Origin of the sequence: Cytobacillus citreus (assembly GCF_018343665.1) — a bacterium.
Taxonomy (GTDB): domain Bacteria; phylum Bacillota; class Bacilli; order Bacillales; family Cytobacillaceae; genus Cytobacillus; species Cytobacillus citreus.
Window position 1 is genome coordinate 51,105 of record NZ_JAGYPM010000009.1, and the last position, 21,347, is coordinate 72,451.

General features: G+C 37.6%; 20 protein-coding genes and 1 pseudogene. 2 read left to right on the top strand and 19 right to left on the bottom strand.

The features are described from left to right. Window positions 1-228: 228 nt before the first annotated feature. The 6 genes from KHA94_RS24120 to KHA94_RS24145 all read right to left on the bottom strand — a co-directional run bounded on the left by KHA94_RS24120 (window position 229) and on the right by KHA94_RS24145 (window position 7,008). On the bottom strand, window positions 229-1,245 hold the full coding sequence (locus KHA94_RS24120) for a S66 family peptidase (RefSeq protein WP_213104626.1): 1,017 nt from the start codon (window positions 1,243-1,245) through the stop codon (window positions 229-231). Between the two features lie 307 nt (window positions 1,246-1,552). After that, window positions 1,553-3,364, bottom strand: a complete 1,812-nt coding sequence (gene ltrA / locus KHA94_RS24125) for a group II intron reverse transcriptase/maturase (RefSeq protein ID WP_476695939.1) — start codon at window positions 3,362-3,364, stop codon at window positions 1,553-1,555. 1,419 nt (window positions 3,365-4,783) lie between these two features. Continuing rightward, window positions 4,784-5,122: a DUF2085 domain-containing protein gene (locus KHA94_RS24130; RefSeq protein ID WP_338030868.1), complete on the bottom strand. Its 339-nt coding sequence runs from the start codon at window positions 5,120-5,122 to the stop codon at window positions 4,784-4,786. Beyond that, entirely contained in the window at window positions 5,115-5,348 is a 234-nt protein-coding gene (locus KHA94_RS24135) for a hypothetical protein (RefSeq protein ID WP_213104627.1), read from the bottom strand. Before KHA94_RS24135 ends, KHA94_RS24130 begins: the two co-directional genes overlap by 8 nt. A gap of 449 nt (window positions 5,349-5,797) precedes the next feature. Beyond that, the gene (locus KHA94_RS24140) at window positions 5,798-6,175 is read right to left on the bottom strand and encodes an SET domain-containing protein (protein ID WP_213104628.1); all 378 of its coding nucleotides are present in this window, start codon (window positions 6,173-6,175) and stop codon (window positions 5,798-5,800) included. 188 nt (window positions 6,176-6,363) lie between these two features. After that, the gene (locus KHA94_RS24145; protein WP_213104674.1) at window positions 6,364-7,008 is read right to left on the bottom strand and encodes a YczE/YyaS/YitT family protein; all 645 of its coding nucleotides are present in this window, start codon (window positions 7,006-7,008) and stop codon (window positions 6,364-6,366) included. A gap of 660 nt (window positions 7,009-7,668) precedes the next feature. Here KHA94_RS24145 and KHA94_RS24150 point away from each other — a divergent pair. Continuing rightward, window positions 7,669-8,061 carry a hypothetical protein gene (locus KHA94_RS24150; protein WP_249365732.1) on the top strand — a complete coding sequence of 131 codons (393 nt, stop codon included), beginning with the start codon at window positions 7,669-7,671 and terminating at the stop codon, window positions 8,059-8,061. A 12-nt stretch (window positions 8,062-8,073) separates the two neighbouring features. Here KHA94_RS24150 and KHA94_RS24155 read toward each other — a convergent pair. From KHA94_RS24155 to KHA94_RS24210, 13 genes and pseudogenes are all read right to left on the bottom strand, one after another. Next, window positions 8,074-8,358: pseudogene (locus KHA94_RS24155) on the bottom strand (IS1595 family transposase); the annotation flags it as partial. A gap of 160 nt (window positions 8,359-8,518) precedes the next feature. After that, entirely contained in the window at window positions 8,519-8,689 is a 171-nt protein-coding gene (locus tag KHA94_RS26135; protein ID WP_249365733.1) for a hypothetical protein, read from the bottom strand. Continuing rightward, window positions 8,686-8,967, bottom strand: a complete 282-nt coding sequence (locus KHA94_RS26140; protein ID WP_338030872.1) for an ABC transporter permease — start codon at window positions 8,965-8,967, stop codon at window positions 8,686-8,688. The genes KHA94_RS26135 and KHA94_RS26140 overlap by 4 nt, the downstream gene beginning before the upstream one ends. 142 nt (window positions 8,968-9,109) lie before the next feature. Further along, window positions 9,110-9,838, bottom strand: coding sequence for a 7-carboxy-7-deazaguanine synthase QueE (queE, locus tag KHA94_RS24165; protein ID WP_213104629.1), 729 nt, complete (start codon window positions 9,836-9,838; stop codon window positions 9,110-9,112). Beyond that, window positions 9,835-10,320: a 6-carboxytetrahydropterin synthase QueD gene (gene queD, locus KHA94_RS24170; RefSeq protein ID WP_213104630.1), complete on the bottom strand. Its 486-nt coding sequence runs from the start codon at window positions 10,318-10,320 to the stop codon at window positions 9,835-9,837. The genes queE and queD overlap by 4 nt, the downstream gene beginning before the upstream one ends. Further along, window positions 10,320-10,988 (bottom strand): 7-cyano-7-deazaguanine synthase QueC, encoded by a 669-nt coding sequence (gene queC / locus KHA94_RS24175; protein WP_213104631.1) that lies wholly within the window; start codon window positions 10,986-10,988, stop codon window positions 10,320-10,322. Before queC ends, queD begins: the two co-directional genes overlap by 1 nt. A gap of 324 nt (window positions 10,989-11,312) precedes the next feature. Then, on the bottom strand, window positions 11,313-12,371 hold the full coding sequence (locus KHA94_RS24180) for an ABC transporter permease (RefSeq protein ID WP_213104632.1): 1,059 nt from the start codon (window positions 12,369-12,371) through the stop codon (window positions 11,313-11,315). Between the two features lie 6 nt (window positions 12,372-12,377). Beyond that, window positions 12,378-13,880 (bottom strand): sugar ABC transporter ATP-binding protein, encoded by a 1,503-nt coding sequence (locus KHA94_RS24185; protein ID WP_213104633.1) that lies wholly within the window; start codon window positions 13,878-13,880, stop codon window positions 12,378-12,380. Window positions 13,881-14,227: 347 nt separating this feature from the next. Then, the gene (locus KHA94_RS24190) at window positions 14,228-15,211 is read right to left on the bottom strand and encodes an ABC transporter substrate-binding protein (protein WP_213104634.1); all 984 of its coding nucleotides are present in this window, start codon (window positions 15,209-15,211) and stop codon (window positions 14,228-14,230) included. 141 nt (window positions 15,212-15,352) lie between these two features. Then, complete coding sequence (locus KHA94_RS24195) at window positions 15,353-16,345, bottom strand: Gfo/Idh/MocA family protein (RefSeq protein WP_213104635.1); 993 nt, start codon at window positions 16,343-16,345, stop codon at window positions 15,353-15,355. A 10-nt stretch (window positions 16,346-16,355) separates the two neighbouring features. Further along, window positions 16,356-17,162 (bottom strand): sugar phosphate isomerase/epimerase family protein, encoded by an 807-nt coding sequence (locus tag KHA94_RS24200; protein ID WP_213104636.1) that lies wholly within the window; start codon window positions 17,160-17,162, stop codon window positions 16,356-16,358. A gap of 289 nt (window positions 17,163-17,451) precedes the next feature. Then, window positions 17,452-18,459 (bottom strand): Gfo/Idh/MocA family protein, encoded by a 1,008-nt coding sequence (locus KHA94_RS24205; protein WP_213104637.1) that lies wholly within the window; start codon window positions 18,457-18,459, stop codon window positions 17,452-17,454. Window positions 18,460-18,473: 14 nt separating this feature from the next. After that, window positions 18,474-19,463: a LacI family DNA-binding transcriptional regulator gene (locus KHA94_RS24210; RefSeq protein ID WP_213104638.1), complete on the bottom strand. Its 990-nt coding sequence runs from the start codon at window positions 19,461-19,463 to the stop codon at window positions 18,474-18,476. A 385-nt stretch (window positions 19,464-19,848) separates the two neighbouring features. Here KHA94_RS24210 and KHA94_RS24215 point away from each other — a divergent pair, with 385 nt between their 5' ends. Beyond that, complete coding sequence (locus tag KHA94_RS24215) at window positions 19,849-20,817, top strand: sugar phosphate isomerase/epimerase family protein (RefSeq protein ID WP_213104639.1); 969 nt, start codon at window positions 19,849-19,851, stop codon at window positions 20,815-20,817. The last annotated feature ends 530 nt before the right edge of the window (window positions 20,818-21,347 follow it).

The following is a 21,347-nucleotide window of genomic DNA, read 5'->3' on the forward strand; positions in this document are numbered from 1 at the left end:
AACCTTCCAAGATATAGCTTAACTACTACATCTAACTATCAAATGAAAAACCTTCCAAACAGTATATTCGGAAGGTTATTTGTCATGGACAATTTAAGTATAGCATGGATAAATAAAGTTTTTTATTGAAAAATGTTGACAAACTATTAGCTGGTTTTGTTGAAGATCTTAACTACTTTTTTTGTTCAACTAACGCCTCGGTTAGTTCAACAAGGAAAATTTATCTGTCTATTGATTAAAGTATTGCAAAATAATACCTTTACCTTCTTCTACTTCTACTTCAGCATAAGCACCATTTATGAAAGTGATTTGTGGTGGAACATGACCGCAATCCACGTCATAAATAATCGGTATCCCAAGCTCATCAGAAAGTTCTTTATAAACATCTTCAACTGTGTAGGTATTTACAGACGTATTCGCATCACTTCGACCAAACATAATACCTGAACATTGTTCAAACCAACCAGCTAACTTCATTTGTACTAATGACCTTCTTAAATCTGTTGTATTCATTTCGCAATTTTCTAAATACCATAATACAGGCTCTCCACTGATATTTTGTTTTCTAAAGTTTTGTACATCACCATATGCTGTACCAATTAAATGTCTTATCATGTCTATGCATCCACCAAGTAAACGACCTTGTATCTTAACTTTTTGATTTGACACAGTTTTCCAATAGGTTTGTTCTGTTAAATTAAAAACACATGGAGACGGAGAATTGTGTTGCCATTCCTTTTGATATTTAGCTGATGAATGTTGAAGGACAGATTCTCCAATATTTGTCGATAATACAGACTGCCACATTGCAGTGGTGTCATCTGAATATTCCCCTCTTAAATCTACAAGATTTGTACCATGAGCAGTAGCTATGCCTGTTTTTAATGTGATTGCTAATAATAATACACTTGTATCTGAATAACCTAATACCCATTTATTTTTTATATTTTCAAAATCAATTTTTTCAAGTATTTCAATTAACAGTTCTCCACCCCATGGAGGAATAATGATATTTATATTATCATCACGCATCATTTCATTAAACTCATCTGCGCGTTTTTCGGCAGGTGCTGATTTGGCTTTTTCTTGAGTCCAAACCGTATCACCACAAATTATTTTAAATCCTTTCGATTTCAGACGCTCACATGATTGTTTAAACATATCATGTAACTCAACTTGTAGCCCAGATGAAGGTGCTGTGACTCCTATGGTTGCATCTCTTTCTAAAAACGGGTATTTAATCATATGTATCCCCCTTAACTTTTACTTGTTTTACCAAATAGAATTTAGTCAAACAATAACTATTTTCTACTTAAACTAAACTGCTGACCCGTTAGCTTAAGTACAAACTTTCACAAACAGCATCAATCATTACCATAAGTATTCAATTTTTCTTGAGATTTTCCTCATACGAATAGGTAAGGGTTTGAAGTTATCGCTCCCTTTTCCCCTCGTTCACACCGTACATGAAACTTTCATCTCATACGGCGTTCCAACTAATCCAATTCATTCAAATCTATGTGCTTGATGAAGCAAATTTACGATTCCAAAATCATATTACAGTATTTTTGCATTGTTTTCGCAGTTCATTGACTTTTTCTTTCTGATTTTTATTGAGTTGTAAGGATTGAAGTAATGCTTTAATTTTTTCAGTATCCTTCAAATGTACAAGTCGGTGTACAGCTTCATGAATTACTATCAGATTTGAAAACCTATCATCTTTTGAAAGATGATAGGGAATTTTATGATGACAGTGCCAATCGTTTAATCCAAGTTCCGTCCCCGTAACTGCACACTTTCCATATTGTGCGATAAACTTGCTTATGCGATTATCGTTGTATTCAATCGTTCGATTTGGAATAAAGTTTTTCATGACGTAGCTTAATACGTTTTTGTTAATCGCTTTTAAGTTCTGGTGTATTTTTTCTCTGCCATTAACCGTATAGTTACACGTATCTTGAGAGAAACATAGATTCGTTTTATGCCGTTGGGCATAAATTGGTACAAATACCATACTCCGGATTTTGAAGTATTGTGGTTCATATCCCTTATAGCGTTTTTGCAACGTACTCGTCATGTCACTAAACTTCGCTTCTTTTCTGACATTCTTTAGTCGATTATATAGCGTCTTGTGAAGATAGGAGTTCAACTCAATTAGATTATTTGTAATTTGAGTGGCAGCTGAGTAGTAATTTTGAATTCCCATTACAACTGTATTAAAATGCCAAACTGTTTCGATACAAGGTTTCTTCTGAATGGCTTTAACAGATTCCTTGATTTTTATGAATGCATTGGACTTTGCTTTCTTCGTCATATTGGAATGAACTACATAGCACATCCTTGTCTTACCTTTACTTTTTACTTTGAATGTAAAGCCAAGAAATTCTGACGAATTTTTCTTTAGATTAATGACCTTTGACTTTTCTTCACTTGTCTCAAGGTGTAATCTTGTATTAAGAAAATCCTTAATAGCGTAATTCATTTTAATCACTTGCGAGCGTGTGCGACATAAAACTTTAAAGTCATCGGCGTATCTTACGATGTAACATTCTTTTAAATTAGATTTCTTGAGCGCTTGTACTTTACTTCCGTTGTGCTTATATGGATGATTGCTTTTAAAAGTTTCCCATTGGTCACTTACCCACCAATCAAGTTCATTTAAAACAATATTTGATAATAACGGAGATAAGATACCGCCCTGCGGAACGCCTTTAGTAGGTATGCCTTCACATTCAATTTCTGCTTTTAAAAGTTTTGAAATAATGGAAAGTAGAGATTTATCTCTTATACCTAATGACCAAATTTGTTTCAGTAATTTACTGTGGTTTACATTGTCGAAGAAACCTTTAATATCTACATCTATGCAGTGATAAAGCCCCGACAAGTTTATAAGAGACTCAAACCTTGCTTTTGCGTGATGAGTGCTTCTGTTTGGTCTAAAACCATAGCTGTGTTTATGAAACTTCGCTTCGCAAATCGGTTCTAACACTTGTAAGATGCACTGTTGAAGGATTCTATCCCATATCGTTGGGATTCCTAACGGTCTTACTTTGCCGTTCGCTTTTGGTATGAACACACGTCTAACTTTTTGTGGTGCATACGATTGAAGCATGCTTTGAACCTTCAGAATAACTTCTTCTATAGTTAAACATTTGACATCTTCAATAGTTAATTTATTTGTACCAGCCGTTTTACTTCCTGAATTTCTTTTGATATTTCGATAAGCAAGACGTATATTTTCATCAGAACTAATCAATTTCATTAAGTCATAGAAATTTTGACCATTAACACTTTGAGCATACAAATTGTCAAAACAATGTTGCATATCATAATACTCATTGTGTCTCAGTTTCTTCCGTTTCAACAAGTCGGTGACTCCCTTAGGAGTTGAACCTCTTTTAGTCTCACAAGAACCTTATTAACCGATAAAGAACTGTCGAACATGGTTGAATGATTTTTCAATAGTCTAGTGGCTATCCCTCCACGTGAATTAGACGTCTCATCGGTACTGTGCCACCACTTTCACTGATACAAAGATAAGTTATACAGTAGCTATTATCACTATTGCTTTCCTTAGCACCGTTTCATAGGAAGTAAGTCCTCCACGTCATCAGCTTACAACGTTGAATTATATCTATTATGGAATGAATTTAGGTGTTTCCTGTAGACCTGTTAACGGAGATATGCCTGTAACATATCATGGATTTTCATATTAACGATTTTTACTCACCCACAGCTAACCTCACAATAAGTGATATACACATTTCTATGTATTGCCATTCTAGATCCGTACCTTCGGAAATTCGTCAGTTAACCCTTCTATTCTCATAGGGTATTTAACATTCTCACCATGTTCATTCAACTCAAGCATCATGATTTACACCACCCCCGCGGGTAGGCTTTCGTCAACTTAACCTGTTACGGTAAATTCTCACGCCTTTTCACCGAGCTTATAACACTATCATTCTTACTAAATCCAGTGCTATTCGACTAAGAGAGAGCCCTTCAAGACGTTACTCAATCATTTGACTCTTCGATATAATCCTTCAATTCCTGAAGGAATTGTCTAACTTTTATCTGGGTAATGTGACCATTCCCAAGTTAGGTTAGAAACGATTCGCACCATTAAATGGCCCGATTGTGGAATAAGAAAAAATCCTGCATATCAACACAGGATCTTTAATCAAACTTTATAATAAATGATCAATCTTTATTTTAAATAATCGAACTTTGTTATAAATTATCAAATTTTTTTAGTAAAACTACAGGTTGAGAAAAATCGAGACTTTTCAGTCGCTGATCTAAGCATTCAAAATTCCTGTGCTTCCTCTGTCACAATTCATAGTGACTTTCTTGCCACTATTGTCTATAAGCCATGCAGGTTCGTGTGTTCTCAACCACGTACAGAAGTACAAAAGGCTGAATATGGGGCCTATGTATATAATTTGAACGATCCTCTCATTTCATGTCTAAATGGGCTAATTCAGGATTGGTAAGCGAAATATTACAAACCTGAAGAGAAAAAGAACGGGGATGGATATAAGAAGAAGGATTCCTACTTGATTCCAGAAAAAGTGGTCACTCTTAACTATTTGCCTATCGAATTAAATAACATTATTATTCATTAAAGCATCAAGTTATCATCAATGAGTATTATTTTTAAATAGCTTTAAATAGCCTACGTTCATAAGTTGGACTGTAGGCTATTGAAATTTAGAGAGGAAAAATTAAACAACTTTATTATCTCTGCACATCTCAATCTACTGTAATCGGTAATAGCCTTTTAAAGGATATAAGAAACAATTCCTTCACTTATCCCAACAATCAAAACACTCTGTCCAAAGCCGCACATAATTCCAGTAGAGAATCTTAAGGGATTATTGCTCATTCGATAGTTCATTTTCTGTGTCCAGCCATCTAAAACCATTGGAATATTTAGCAGCAATCCTAACCATATGGGTAGTTGTAAATGAAAAGCAATTAGTATAGGAAAAAAGAGATATCCACCCAAGATCCCCGTACATCTTGCACAGAGCGGGAGTGTGTACCCTCTAATCGTTAGACATCTCTCTTTCTTGCGATGACATGGGACAATTGCTGCTACATCCTTTACTTTAATCACAATCCGGCCCGCAATCACAATCTAAATCTGGACCACAATCACAGTCAGGTGTACAATCAAACTTTTTCTTGCGATGTTTCCTTTTTCCATAATAAACAAGGATAAATAAAAACAGTATTCCAGCAATGACAAATGCCATAATGCCAAATAACATCTTCCCGCCTATTAGTAGTGCGGTTCCAACAATAATAGAAATTATCATGGCTGATAATGCAAGAAAAAACACGGACATCACCTTTTCCATAATTGACTTGAAGTAAGCCTAAATAGCTTATTTGGTTTATGATGAATAATTTCTTAAAAAGAAACCTAGATTTATAGTATGATGAATCTCCTTGTATCTTGCAAATCATTATTACTTTTATCTTGATATGATGGGAAGGTAACTTTTATCTTATTAAAAAATATTCTTATTTTAAAGTTTATCACCCAAATATAATCAGCCCATAATGTATTTACTCGTTACTTCATTCACTAACTCATTATCCATCATATTGCTCCTATAAAATAAAAGAAGCACCATCTTCTATTTAATAGAAATCGGCACTTCTTTTATTCGCTATACAGTCAGCGTGACGCTTTTGGCGGTTGGCACACGTCACATTTACGCTGGAAGTTACTGCCGCACGCACATTTAAAAAGCACATTATCGAACGCAGTACTAGGTCATTCTTTTTAATCCTGATTAAACCACAGTGGATCTTTGTCATCCACATCGCCATTGTAATTGATTAGAATCTCATCTCCAGCCTTTATATCTGTGAAGGCATAGAAGTCAAATGTGTGGTTATCAAAATTAATTTCATACATTGCATTAGGTTCATAAGAATGGTTAAACAACATTCCATAACCAAGAAGGATAGCTGAATGATTTTTCCCATACTCAAAAGCGTAATCAGCGAGTATAGTTTTTTCAATATATTGATGCTGGTTGTTTGGATATGAAATGACAGGTGCTTCGTGTAAAAGCTCTCCTTTTTTGATATCACTTGTAGCAAATACCCCTCTATTGAATTCTCCATCACTTAGTGGAGATGTTCTAACCTCAATCATGCTGTTCACCTACTCACTTTTAAAATTTCTTTTCTTAATGTAACACATTTGAGCATTGAGCTCATCTTATTTTGAAAGCAAAGTTAATTTTATTATTATATTAAAGCGTAAAGGAAATCCCTCTTTCTTTACTTGCCCATTAGTCGAATATGATAAAGGAGACTGTCTATGATGAGTCAGTCTCTTAATCATCTAATTGATGTGTTTGCAGTGGCCGAAGTCTCTTGTTTGAGGAAAAGAGAAAACATTTTTTTACATTGAGGGATAGAAATCCCTAAAATTGGCCCTAACCCAAAAGCAATAAACACTGAGCCTATTCCAATAGGACCCCCTAACAACCAGCCTATAAGAAGAACTAATACTTCAATCCCATTTCGTACCCATGGGATGCTCCAGCCCGTTTTTTCAACAATCAACAGCATAAAACTGTCTCTTGGCCCTGCTCCAAGGTCAGCTGAAACATATAACCCGATTCCATATCCTAGTAAAATAACACCGAGCATAAACACCAATGATTCTCCTATTAAACTATCAATTGGTGGTAAAAGCCAATTAAAGAAATCAATAAATAATCCAAGTAACACCATATTAAGAATCGACCCTATTTTTGGCCATTCCTTTTTGATTACAGAATAAATCAACAAAAGAAAACATCCAGTTATGATCGACCAAGATCCAATTGTTAGCCCGAATTTGAGAAATAACCCATAATGGAAAACATCCCACGGTCCAATTCCTAATTGCTTCCCTTCAATTGTTAAAGAAATCCCAAAAGCTAAAATCATTAATCCAAAAACAAAAAAAGACCAGCGCAGAAACCATTCATTTTTCAACATTACTGCTCCTTCATCTAATAAAGTGAAACTTCAATCAGTGGGGGTTTTCCTTCATCCCCCACTGATTGTTAGTTGAACCGATCGGGCTCTTACGGGCTGTTGATCCCCCACTTAGAAATTTATTCTTAATTCAACTTCTTGAAGTGGGGGTCCTACAGCCCGTTAATCTGCGATAAAATGCTATTCAAATATACCATAAGAATAAAGGGAATGATAATACAATATTTTTTTGAATATAAATACTTTTCATTTTTCGATAAAAATAAAAAGCACATTAATTCAGCAAACTCTACTGAAATAATGTGCTCCTTTATAGTATTTAGTACTTATGATCAATTTTAGCCAATATAACATTAGCTGCTTCTGCCTTCTGTAATATCGCCATCTGGTCTATTCTGTTTTGCACAGTAACCGACAGCATAATATCAAAACTACTATTCATTTTATGTTAAAAATTGTGGCAGAAGTTCGTGATTTTTATCTATTTAATTTCATATCAAATTCTTGATTTAAATGGCTCTGTTAAACTTTAATGTTTATTTTTCATAAAAAAAATTAGGGACTCCTTAAATGAGGGAGCTCCCCTCTTTATTTCGTTTTATCACATAAATTCATAATATAACCACTTATGAAGACACTATTATCTAGGTGGTTTTAATGATATTAAAAACAGTTTTGGCAATGAGTCTAATGCTAAATGTGCCTATTAAAGGTAATACAGAATATGTCCCTCCTTCCCCTAAAATAGAAAAATTCTATACGAGTATTCCTGAAAAAGATAATTGGGTTAGGGTTCCAAAGGGGACAGGGGAAATAACAATCTATGTTGAAGCTCTGAACACAGAAACAGTCTTATTTTGGTTAATCCCGATCGGAACTCAACAGTGGTATGAAAGAAAACTTATTGGCTATGACATTAAGGATGACGGAGATAACAAATTCTCATTAACTTGGAAGATACCAAGACCTTTACACGACCATTTGGAAGTACAAGCATTAGGGGAAAATGAAATTGTGGGTCGGATATTAAACATAACCTCAACTCCATAGGTCTTTTTAATGCTATACTTTGATTTTTGACATACGCAAACTATCATAAGTATCGGTCATTTCAAATACAAATGATGTACGCAAAAACTCTTTAATATTGTGTTTTGTACTCTCATTGCTACGACTATCAACAAATAAGAACCAAGCAAGGTAGGTATCGAGGTATTTCGTAGCCACACCCTTTAAACGGTCTATCCATTGTTTCATACGAGAAATGAAGACCATTAACATTTGGATGTGATACGAACCCTTAATAACCTGTTTGCCATCGTTTGATTTATTTCTGTAATGTTCAATTTTATCAATTATTTAAACAGACTCAAAACTACTATTTCTTACACATGTGAATGAAAGGCTTCAACAATTTCCAGTAATTTTCAATAAATAAAGCCGGCTTTCCTTCAAAAGCCAGCTCAATTCGTTACAGTTATTCATATTAATAAGTTTAAAATGCAACTCAAGAAGTCTTCTCCTTCTTCTGTAAAAGAACTGTAGCAATAACGATCACCCCTTTGAATGCTTCTCTCAAGAAAGGTGGAACGCCAAATAGATTTAAAAGATTATTCATAACAGCTATGATCAGCATCCCGTAGACCGTGCCAAGGATAAATCCCCTTCCGCCCATCATATAATTCCACCGACAACGGCTGCAGCAATCGCGTCCATTTCCATTCCTCTTCCAGCATTCGAGAAGTCCATTGATCCAATTCTAGATACTTGAATGATTGCAGCTATCGATACAAAGAGTCCCATGAGCGCATACACACGCAGCTTTACCTTTTCAACATGGTTGCCAGAAAGTCTAGCTGCTCGATCGTTTGATCCAACCGCTATAATTTGTCTTCCGAATATTGTTCTCTTTGATACATAGTAAAGGATAAAAGCTATGATTGCCCAATAAACAATTGAGCTCGCATATTACGGGGCTTAATGATATTAAGACTTACGGTCAATAACTATCTAGAAATGGTGTTGAGATCCCCTACCATTTATCAAATCATTCAAACTTAACCGTATATTACTAACTTAATATTTTACCTTCAAAAAATCATACTCCACGCTTATTTCCCCAAATATAGGTATGGAGTTGAGGCAGTACTTTTACATTTCTTACCTCATCATCTAGCATAGATTTATTAATCAACCATTCATATCTCTGCAATAACTGGGAAATAAGATGTTGTTTGTCTGTTGTTTGATTATCGTCATTTCCTACTTGCAAGAAAAATGGAACTTCCTGATAGCGTTTATGCACCTTTTTCGCATATTCGTAATCATGATCATCAAAAACAACTACTTTTAAACTGGCACTTTGCGCTGGAACTTCTTCTTTAAGCTTATTGATAATCATATCAAGAGCATCAAAGTCAGTGACCATTCCAGAGCTTGGAGGTTTAGGTGAAATCGTTAATTCATCAATATTTAAGAACCAATCCTGCCACTTGCTTCCCTGTGTTTCCAAAGCAACTTTTATATTATTTTCTCTTAATAAATCGATTAAGTAATGAAGATTTTTTAATAATGCTGGATTCCCGCCAGATATCGTTACAAATGAAAAACCGTCACCGCCTAGTGCTTTAAGTTCTTGCCAAATTTCTTCTGCATCCATTTGCTTGATTAAATCTTTTCCCGAACCATCCCATGTAAAAGCTGAGTCACACCATGAACAAGAATAATCACAGCCGGCTGTTCGAACAAACATAGTCTTTTGGCCAATAACCATCCCTTCTCCTTGAATAGTAGGCCCAAAAATCTCCATTACAGGTACTTTACTCAATCTTCCACCCACTCCCGTCTTACTTCAGCATAACTCGTAGGGGTTTCATATAAACGAACAAATTCTACTCTGGCATCATTATATTTTTCTGACCGATTGATCAAAGAATCCGACATTTTTTCATAAATCCAAACTACCATGTTTTCTGCTGTTGTATTCATTTTTGGCAATGTTTGATTCAGATATCGATGATCAAGATGAATTTCAATTTCTTTTTTCCAGATCTCTTTGATATTTCCAAAATCAATAACAAGACCGATTTCATCTACATACCCGCTAATACCAAATACAACTTTATACGTATGCCCGTGCAAATTCTTGCATTTCCCTTCATAACAGTGAAGATGATGTGCTGCATCAAAGGTAAACTCCTTGCTCACAAGCACACGCTTTTTATGATATTTAAGATCTTCTTTTTTAATATCTTGGTCCATTTTTTGCAGGTTTTCTACTATTCTAAAACCATAGAAGTCTAGACCCATTATGCTTCCGCTCCTTCTTGTGACTTTAGATATTTTTCTAACCCATGGTTTCTTAGCTTACACGCTGGGCACTCTCCACAGCCATAACCTATTACTCCATCGTAACAAGTTAAGGTTTTCTCACGAACATAATCGAGTGCATCTAATTCATCAGCAAGTTTCCATGTTTCTGCCTTATCTAACCACATTAATGGCGTATGGATCACAAATTGTTTATCCATCGATAAATTAATGGAGACATTTAATGATTTAATAAAAACATCTCTGCAATCTGGATAACCACTAAAGTCTGTTTCACAAACACCAGTAATGATGTGCTTAGCACCAACCTGGCTCGCTAACACAGCAGCAAATGAGAGGAAAATCAAATTACGTCCTGGAACGAACGTCGATGGTAACTCTCCATTTTCTCCCTCTTTTATCTCAATATCATCTCTTGTTAATGCATTCGGAGCCAATTGATTTAGCAGGTGCATATCTAATAAATGATGTTTAACATTTAACTCTTTTGCAATATTTTTGGCACACTCAATCTCTTCTTTGTGCCTTTGATTATAATTAAAAGTTACAACTTCCACTTCTTTAAACGTTTGCAATGCCCAAAACAAGCATGTCGTACTATCTTGTCCACCACTAAAGACAACTATTGCTTTTTCATCTTTTAACACAAATAACTCCCCTTTCAAAAAAGAAAAACAGCACCCCAAGATAGAAGTGCTGCTTCATCTTAGTTTTTTTAGAGAGGGGTGCTAGAACCTCTACCGTATTCATAACGGGTTTATATTAATTATGGTTATAATAACACAAAATTCGACAAAATGTACAAGATTATCCTTTGGAAATTTATCTTCACGGACAAGTTCAGAAATAAAAGTTGTTAACCCATTTAAAGGAACGCCCCGTTTAGTTCAGTTCTGATTAATTAGATAGCTAACAATTCGGTAAACTGTTTATCACTATCATTTATTCATATTATAAGGTTAAATTGCAACTCACGAAGTCAACTCCTTCTTCTGTAAAAGTACCGCAGCAATAACAATAACGCCTTTAAAGGCTTCTCTCAAGAAAGGTGGAACGCCAAATAGATTTAATAGATTATTCATAACAGCAATGATCAGCATCCCGTATACCGTACCAAGGATAAATCCCCTTCCGCCCATCATATTTGTTCCGCCGACAACGGCTGCAGCAATAGCGTCCATTTCCATTCCTCTTCCTGCATTTGAGAAGTCCTTTGATCCAATTCTGGATACTTGAATGATTGCAGCGATCGAAACAAGGAGTCCCATGAGCGCATACACACGCAGCTTGACCTTTTCAACATGGATGCCAGAAAGTCTAGCTGCTCGTTCATTTGATCCAACCGCTATAATTTGTCTTCCGAACGTTGTTCTCTTCGATACATAGTAAAGGATAAAAGCTATGATAGCCCAATAAACGATTGGCATAATCATGAAGTTATCAATTTTAAAACTTGCAATCTGTAAAAATTCCGTTGGCACTTTCGGATTGTAGCCTTGCATGAAATGCTGGGTCACACTTCGAAAGATCATCATCGCACCCAGGGTAGCAATAAATGGCGGTACTTTTCCTTTTGTAATTGTTACGCCAATTAAAGAGCCTAATAAATAGCCGAAAAGCAAAACGACAAGAATTGTAATCGCAAATGCCGGAACCCCTGTGATCCCCATTGCCAGCAGGAACCCTTTCGTACCGGTATCAAGGAGCATCATTGATAGGGCACCTGTGACAACGAGTGTTGAGCCGACAGCTAAATCAATGCCGCCCGTCATAATCACAAAGGTCATACCTAAAGCAACGATGGCTGTCGCTGCATTATTTCGAAGGATGTTGATCCAGTTGTTGGTCCATGACTGAAACCAGCTTCCAAATGAATCATAATCAAATCCCAAAACTAGCGTTTGCAGGATAATCATGATGATGAGTGCAATAGCAATGCTAAAAAGCTGATCACTTGACCACTTATATTTAAACCATTGAAAAAAGCTTTGATTATTTTTTATTGCATCATTATCCAAATTTGGTTTCATTACAGTTTATCCCTCCTTTGTGAAAGTCAGCTGACCGCCAGTAGCAAGCCTCATAATTGAATGCTCGTTCATCTCTTCCCCAGCAACTTCTCCTTGAATGACTCCATGATACATAACAATTGCCCGGTCACATATGCGAATAATTTCATTCGCTTCACTTGAAAGCACAACGATGGCTATATTTTCTTCCGTAAGCTTCAAGATAATATCATAAATATCTTCTTTAGCTCCGACATCAACACCTTGGGTAGGATTGTCCAATATTAGCAGTTTAGGTTTAGCCGCCAGCCATTTGGCCAAGATCACCTTTTGCTGATTTCCGCCCGAAAGACTTGAAATACTGTCCGTTAGCTCACCCATTTTTATTCGTAGTGCCTTGCGCTGTTCCTCAAAAATCTCCTTATGCTTTTGCCTGTTGATCGTGCCATTTTGTGAAAAAGCTGGCCATGTAACGATGGAGGCATTCTCGATAATATCCATATCCTTAATAATGGCATTTTCCTTACGATTTCTAGGGACATACGCAATTCCTTCTTTAATAGCCTGCTTTGTACTCGTCATTTTCACTTCTTTACCATTTAGATAGATTTTTCCGGATGAAATTTTTTCCGCTCCAAAAATAGATTGAAAGAGCTCACTTCGGCCATCACCAAGAAGTCCTGTAAAGCCAACAATTTCCCCTTCCTTAATCGAAAAGCTAATGTCTCTGAAAAAATGGCTGTTTGTAAGATCCTCTACACGCAAAATCTCTCTGCCTATTTTTTTCTCTCTGTTTAACGGTTCAGTCCTTACGTCATGGCCAACCATAAAACGGGCAAGATCATTCGTATTCACTTCATTTACATTTCCTTCAGCAACGAGGCTTCCATCTCGGAGTACGAAATAACGATCACAAACCTGCATGACTTCATTCAATTTATGAGAGATAAAGATAATCCCAACATGATGCTCCCTTAATGTTTTCATCATCTTAAAAACCCGTTCAATTTCCTGATCTGTTAAGGAGGTGGTAGGTTCATCCATAATAATGAAGGAGGCATTTGTCATCATAGCACGGCAGATTTCAATGATTTGTTTGTAGGAAGCATCTAGATTACGAACCATCATAGTAGGATCGAGATCTACATTCATTTCCGTAAAAATCCTTCGTGTTTCTTGCAGCATTCTTTCTAAATCCAAACTTCCTCTTTTTGTTTTAAGCTCTCTTCCTAAAAACATATTTTCGTATATTGGCAAATCGTTAATCAAATTCAATTCTTGGTGGATGAATGCAATTCCCGCTTCCTGTGATTGTGCAGGGGTATTGAATGCTACTTCCTTTCCATCGACAATGATTGAACCTGAATCCATTTGATGGACGCCACCGAGAATATTCATTAATGTTGATTTTCCTGCGCCATTTTCCCCCAGTAATGCGCAGATTTCACCGCCTTTAAGCATAAACGAAACGTCTTTAATGACATCATTGCTTCCAAAATACTTTCTAATATTTCTCATTTCAATCTTCATGCAATCACATCCGGGTAGATTTATAGAAAGGCTATCTCGCAAACATTGTTGGTAGAGGTTGATCTTTGCTTCAGGTCGCTCGCTTTCCGCGGGGTGGGCGATGTGCCTCCTCGTCGCTATCGCTCCTGCGGGGTCTCACCTGTCCCACTTCTCCCGCCGGAGTCTCGCGCCTTCCGCTCCAATCAACCAAGACATTTTGCTATTTGTATACAATCTCAAAAATAACAGTCTATTGAACACACATGCACCCTTTACATCTAAAAGATTGTTTCATCTTACAAAAGAGAGGCTATAGCATTTGCCATACCCCCTCTTTGATATTTATTTCTTTTCTATGAAAATAAGACTTAGTAAGGGGAGTTTTCGTCAAGGAATTCCTTATAATTATCCCTATCTACGATCGTTGTCGGAATGATTGTTTCCTTTTCTACCTTTTCCCCTTTTAATACTTTAAGTGCGACGTCTACAGCATCCTTTACCATTGCTGGGCTGTATAGTGCTGATTGAATCCAGATATCTTTATTTTCTGGCATCATATTAAAGTACTCCTGCATACCGCCTCCGCCTGTCACAACTTTAATATCCTTTCTTCCTGATTCTTTGATTGCTTGCAGTACACCAATAGAAGTTTCGTCGTCCATAGAATATACGGCATCGATTTTATCAAGGCTTGTTAAAATATCCGCGAAATCTTTTAAGCCATCCTCGCGTGTAAACTGTGTGGCATACGTGTGAAGTTCCATATCAGGGGCAATTTCTTTCATTGTTTCAACAAAGCCCTTCCCTCTAAGTTCAGAAACAGAGCCTGATGAAGGAACCTCAAGAATGACTACATTTCCCTCGGTACCGATCTTGTCTACAACATATTTCGCCCCTTGAATTCCCATGTCCTCATTATCTCCGGCCACACGATAAACATCGTCCGAATTGATGACGATATCAAAATTGACCACCTTAATCCCTTCATCTATTGCTTTTTGAATCGGTACTTCCATTCCTTCCCACTGTGGGAATGCGACAATCGCTTCCGCTCCCCAAGTCATAAGATCGTCTAATTGAGAAGTCATTTCCGAAGCATTGCTGCTCGTTTGGATTTGATATTCAATTTCGCTGGAAAGCTCCTTTGCACGTACTTCTGCATGGTAAGCAACCGCCGCAACCCACCCGTGTGTAACAGCTGGTGCCAGAATGCCAACCTTATACTTCTTATCTCCTGAACCACCTTTTGAGCCGGTTCCGCCGCCTTCATTTGTTTTTTCTGAGTTACATGCACTTAAAACTGGAATTAGGCACAACACAAGCACCATAAAGAGAAAGAAAGCCTTTTTCATTCAATAACCCCCTTAGTTTAAAACTTGTAATCTATCACAGGATTAAAGCCAAAATGAAGAGGAACGTTAAAAACACTTACAATTAAGAGCTGAAAGTTATGGAGGAATTTTTGCTGGAATGCGGGTATGTTTGAGTAGATGTTAGATCCTAATTTTTTGTCCTGTTTCTAACGATGCTTCAATCGCCTTCAACAGTTTCAGTGTATAAAATACAGCCTCTAGAGGAATGACACCGTTTTCCTGGTTCGTTTCAATGCAATGCACAAAATAGGAAAGTTCATTTTGAAATGCATCTCCACTCACAATGTCTATAGTAGATTTTGTCACATGATTGTAGTAAACAAACTGATGATAATTTATATGTTCAATATTCTCGCCTGCAGCAACATGATATTCCAGTGTTCCCTGGACAGCCTGCGCCCTGAATGACATCGTAAACGGATATCCGTTTGGCATTCGGTGAGAAGCTTCAACAAGTGCTATACTGTTATTTTTAAAAGAAAGGGTCGTCATGATATGATCCCAAGCACCATATTTGTTTTTAGTGCCTACTGCATAAACGGATTCTGCTTCACCCATTAGATAAAAGACGAAATCGATATCGTGAATATGGAGATCAAATAAAGCTCCGCCGCTTTTTTCTGGATGCTGAAACCAATCACTCCATGCTGGAGCCTGCCCTAATCGTTTTCCATGAACGATTTCTATATCCTTTAATTGATCGGATTCGCTATAGGATTTGATCATCTTATATTCTGGCCAAAATCGGAGCAGATGGCCAGCAAATAACCGCACGCCATTATCCTGAACTTCTTTTAATATCCGCTCGGCAGATTCCAATGATAACGTTAACGGTTTTTCACAAATAATATGCTTCCCAGCTCTTGCCGCTTTGATTATATACTCTTCATGCAAAAAAGTAGGTAAACAAATATCAATGATATCGATTTCCTCACTGCGCAATAAATCATCATAGTCAGAAACAAAGGTACCATTAAAAAGGCCGATAATTTCCTCATCTTTTACTTCACTTCTTGTACAGATTGCAGCAACATAACAATTTTCAATAGAATGATAGGCTTTTAAATGCATTTTTCCGATAAACCCTAAACCAACGAGGCCAATGTTCTTCATATTGCCCTCCTTACTCTATTAGTCTTGAAAGATAGCTGTAAGACTTATTAACTGCTTCATTCACTTCTTCTAGATTGGCTGGACCTGCTGGGGTAAATTCAATTTCTACACTAATTGGTCCCTTGTAATCTGCTATTTTTAATATGCCAAAGATTTTGTGGAAATCTAAATCTCCATCTCCTATTGCGGGAAAGTCCCATTCATTAAAAGCACCTCGTTTATCCTTTAGGTGAATAAATGCCACACAATCAGCGGACGCTTCTAGATCCTCATACGGCAAGGTTTTCCCATAAAAAATCACATTTGCAGTATCATAATTTATTTTGACGCGGTTATGCAGTGAGTTAGCCAGCTTCTTCAATGCAACACCTGTCGCATAATTATTTCCATGTGTTTCTAACACAAGGATTTTATTTAATTTCTCACATTTCTGAATAACGGGTTCTAAATTTCGAGCTAACACCCTCTCATCCTCAATCACATCTGAATCATGATGCGAATCACCTGTTGCTGTAATGATATACGGACAATTAAATTCTGTAGCCAAGTCGACGCTTCTCAATAAATTAGCGATTCCTTCCTCTTTCATTACATTGCTATGAGCTCCAATTCCTACACATTTCATCTTATATTCCTGAAGTAATTTCTTTATTTCTCGTAGCTGTTTGGATGGCATTTCCGGCAGCACATGGGCGGTATGGTCTTTTACTGCGGATAATTCAATATGTGTGAATCCGGCCTTACTTGCGCCTTTGACTGCATCCTCCAGCGAAAAGCCGTGATACGTATTCGAATTGATCGCAAGCTGCTTTAACATTCTCTACCCTCCTGTCAACTTATGTAATTGATTACATTGAAACAGAAGTACTCTTCTTGTAAAAACAGATACTTAAAAATATGAAATCCATTACATATTTAGTATGAAATTTTACTTTTTTCTAGGTAAAAAGTTTGTTGGTAGAGGTTGATTTGCGCTTCAGGTGGCTCGCTTTCCGCGGGGTGGGCGGTGAGCCTCCCGCAGGAGTCTCGCCACCTTCCGCTCCAATCAACTATCATTTTTTGTAGTTTCATCTACAATCCTGTAGAAAATAGTTTTTAATCTGAGTCTACAAACCTAGGATTTTATCAATTACTTTAAGACAAGCAAGTGCTTGCTTACTATTTACTGGGGGCTCGCGGTCATTGATGATGCAGTCGATGAAGGCATCAATTACACCTGTGCTTGTTTGGTTATCATTTGTTTGGATCGGCTCCAGTTCATATTTAATGACGGAGCCATCTTTCTTTTCGATAATCAGCTGGGCTTCTGGGTCTTTATAGATTTTAATCATTCCGTCTTGGCAATAAATCGTGGTTGAATTGTCTTCTGATCCATAGTAAGTCCATGAAAAGGAAGCTGTTCCCAACCTTCCTTTTTTTGTTTTTAATGCGCAGACAACATTGTCGCAAACCTCGATTAAAATTCCTGTTTCGTTCACTTTATCGAGCGCGCCATGAAAGGCATGCACTTCATCGATCTCATCGTCCAATAAGTAATGGATTAAATCGATTTTATGAATGCCGAGATCACCTGCAACGCCCGAGTAAGAACGGTCTTTTTTGAAAAACCAGGTCGCATTCGATTTGTCTACTCCCCAGCTTTCAGGACCTTGATGACCGAACGAGGTTTTAAAGGTTAATACTTCCCCTAATTCCTTCTTATTAAGAATTTCTTTTGCTTTTTGATGAGCCTTAGTAAACCGCTGGTTATGATCAATCATTAATTTCTTGCCTGATTTTCGTTCCGCTCCCATGATTTCTTCGGCAAACTTCACATTTATCGCTAAAGGCTTTTCACATAGAACATGCTTGCCGCTTAACAGTGCAATAGAGGTATGGATATGATGAACTTCATTGGAGGAGCAATCACTTATCGCTGTAATCGTTGGATCATTGAAGAGTTCTTCCACTGTTTTTACAGCACGGCCGTCAAATTCCAGTGCCAAGCCTTTCGCTCTCTCCACATTCCGGTCATAGAAGACTATTTCTTCCACAAACGGGTTTGCTTTATACTCTGGTGCATGTCGGAATTTAGCAATCGAACCGCAGCCGATGATCCCTACTTTTATACCCAAGCATTAAAACCTCCTTAACCCATTGTCGACTCGCGTATGATTAAATCATGATCGAGCACAATGCTTTCCACCTGTTCTCCCTTAATACTCATAATCAGCATGTTTGCAGCCGTAACGCCCATTTTGTACATAGGCTGTGAAACTGTTGTCAGTGTTGGGTTCGTCATGTTTGAAAAACTGATATTGTCAAAGCCGACAATTGCTAGATCGTTTGGTACATGTAACCCACTTCCGTTGATTCCCTTTAATGCACCAATCGCTAATGTATCGGAAACAGCGAAAATCGCAGTTGGTTTCTCTTCTAGCTCAAGCAGCATTCTCATTGCTTGAACACCGTTTTGAAATTCCAGATCTTTTGTGTGGTAAATCCATTCGTCACGGATAGGAAGATCAAACTCCTGTAATGCTCTTTCGTACCCGCTTCTGCGCTGTCTTGAATATAAGAACTTTTCATCCGAATTAATGAGGGCTATTTTTTTATTGCCTAATTTAATGAGGTGCTTAACAGCTTGATAAGCAGCAAGCTCACTATCAATAGTGACATAAGGGATACTCCCGCCTTCCTCATACTCGCTGCAGAGGATAACAGGATGACTCTCAGCTAATTCATTCAACTTCTGCATATTGACTGTCGGATCCATCGAGATGACCCCATCAGCCAATTTGTTCTTAATCATATTGAAGTAAATATTTTCTCGCTGCGGATTCGAATCTGTCTCGCAAAGCAGAATGTTGTAGCTGTTTGCAATCGCCGTATTCTGAATCCCATTAATAACTTCTGTGTAAAAAGGATTGGAAATACTAGGGAGCAACACTAATAAAAGTCGACTTTCAGAGTTTCGCAGATTTCTCCCCAGCATGCTCGGTTCATAATTCAGTTCCCTAATCGCATTTTCTACCTTTAGCCTTGTTTTCGGGCTTACAGACGTAGCATGATTCAGCACCCTTGAAACAGTTGCAACGGAAACACCCGCTTTTTGAGCTACTTGTTGGATATTTGCCATGATTGTTTCCCTCTTTCATACTCTATGACAGAAAATTGTAATCGATTACAAATATGATTTTAGAATTTATTGGATTGTTAACCAATATATTATGATAACGCGATAAATATAGCTGTTTTCAAAAATGTTACTTAATAAAACTTAGTTGGTAGATGTTGATTTGCGCTCCAGGTACTCGCTTTCCGCGGGGCGGGCGTTGAGCCTCCTCGACGCTGAAGCGTCTGCGGGGTCTCAACTGTCCCACAATTCCCGCAGGAGTCTCGCACCTTGCGCTCCAATCAACTAAACTTTTTTTTAAACCATTTTCAAGCGCAACCTTTTCAAATTTCTTTTTATATTCCAATGTAACGGATTACAAATTTCATTTTTTAAGGATGGTGTTTTTATGAAATTAGGAGTCTTTACTGTTTTATTTTCAGATAAAAGTCTGGATGAGATGCTTGATTATGTTGCCTCGATGGGAATCGAAGCTGTGGAGCTGGGGACGGGTGGTTATCCTGGGGATGCTCATTGCAAGGTTGATGAATTACTTGAGGATGAACAGAAGCAGAAAGAATTTCTAGAAAAAATCACTCGCAGAGGATTAATGATCAGTGCTCTGAGCTGCCATGGAAACCCCCTTCATCCGCAAAAGCCTATTGCCGAGGAAGCTGACTATGTATTTATAAAAACTCTTCAATTAGCAAGCAAGCTTGGCGTGCCTGTCGTCAATACATTTTCAGGCTGCCCTGGTGACCATGAGCATGCAATATACCCTAACTGGCCTGTAGCCCCTTGGCCAAACGAGTACCAAGAAATTTTGAAATGGCAATGGGAAGAAAAAATCATTCCATATTGGAAGGAAAAAGCCGCAATGGCTGAACAGCTCAATGTAAAAATTGGTCTTGAGTTACATGGCGGGTTCTCCGTACATACCCCTGCCACACTCTTACGCTTAAGAAAAGCATGCGGTCCAGCAATCGGTGCCAACCTTGACCCAAGTCATATGTGGTGGCAAGGCATTGATCCCGTGGAATCTATTAAAATACTTGGATGTGAAAATGCCATTCATCATTTCCATGCAAAGGACACGATTATTGATCAACCGAATACAAACCGAAACGGATTAACAGATATGACCTCATACAGCGACATGAAAAACCGTTCATGGTACTTCCGCACGGTTGGATTTGGGCACGATTCAAAGGTATGGGCGGATATTATTAGTACGCTTCGACTTTACGGATATGATTATGTGGTTAGCATAGAGCATGAGGATGGGTTGATGTCTATGGATGAGGGGTTTGCGAAGGCGATTTATACTTTGAAGCCGATCATGGTGAGAGAGTCGATTAGGAGGATGTGGTGGGTTTAGGTGTGGAGGGATAGGATTATTAGCTTTTTTTTTGGATACTCTGATTATGAGTATTGCGGACGGAATGAGCCAGCTATGCGGTGTTTTGAGCCACTGTTTGCGGACATCTGAGCCAGTAAGTGCGGGAAAGAGATCCACTATCATAAAATTATATAATAAGAAACTTTGACAAACAATTTAACACACAGTATAAGGGCCGCTCTACTTTACCTAAGATAGGGCAAATTCGGTAGTCCGCCACCATTGACTTAACTTTTGTCCGTGTTGTGGAACTATTGCAGGTGTGGCATAAATAATACCTAAAAGGCACACCTGCTCAGACATGATAACACGGACAAGTCGATTCTAAGCATTCGCCGGCGGGGCCCCGACCCCTTCCAGCGTCTGCAAAGAATCGGGCGTTACAGTCAATGGCAAGCAGCTTCGCTGTGGCTCTGGCTCTACTCCATGAATGAGTAATTCTATTAGTGGCTCTCTATTCCGCAAATGATGGCTCTTTTCTCCGCAATGAATGGCTCAATTCATTCGCA

Bases quoted from the DNA above. Each gene is read 5' to 3' on its own strand.
- KHA94_RS24190 (WP_213104634.1), bottom strand. From the start codon at position 15,211: ATGAAAAAGGCTTTCTTTCTCTTTATGGTGCTTGTGTTGTGCCTAATT.
- KHA94_RS24120 (WP_213104626.1), bottom strand. From the start codon at position 1,245: ATGATTAAATACCCGTTTTTAGAAAGAGATGCAACCATAGGAGTCACA.
- KHA94_RS24195 (WP_213104635.1), bottom strand. From the start codon at position 16,345: ATGAAGAACATTGGCCTCGTTGGTTTAGGGTTTATCGGAAAAATGCAT.
- KHA94_RS26135 (WP_249365733.1), bottom strand. From the start codon at position 8,689: ATGATGGGCGGAAGGGGATTTATCCTTGGCACGGTCTACGGGATGCTG.
- KHA94_RS24180 (WP_213104632.1), bottom strand. From the start codon at position 12,371: ATGAAACCAAATTTGGATAATGATGCAATAAAAAATAATCAAAGCTTT.
- KHA94_RS24140 (WP_213104628.1), bottom strand. From the start codon at position 6,175: ATGATTGAGGTTAGAACATCTCCACTAAGTGATGGAGAATTCAATAGA.
- KHA94_RS24210 (WP_213104638.1), bottom strand. From the start codon at position 19,463: ATGGCAAATATCCAACAAGTAGCTCAAAAAGCGGGTGTTTCCGTTGCA.
- KHA94_RS24185 (WP_213104633.1), bottom strand. From the start codon at position 13,880: ATGAAGATTGAAATGAGAAATATTAGAAAGTATTTTGGAAGCAATGAT.
- queD (WP_213104630.1), bottom strand. From the start codon at position 10,320: ATGGGTCTAGACTTCTATGGTTTTAGAATAGTAGAAAACCTGCAAAAA.
- KHA94_RS24215 (WP_213104639.1), top strand. From the start codon at position 19,849: ATGAAATTAGGAGTCTTTACTGTTTTATTTTCAGATAAAAGTCTGGAT.
- KHA94_RS24200 (WP_213104636.1), bottom strand. From the start codon at position 17,162: ATGTTAAAGCAGCTTGCGATCAATTCGAATACGTATCACGGCTTTTCG.
- KHA94_RS24150 (WP_249365732.1), top strand. From the start codon at position 7,669: ATGATATTAAAAACAGTTTTGGCAATGAGTCTAATGCTAAATGTGCCT.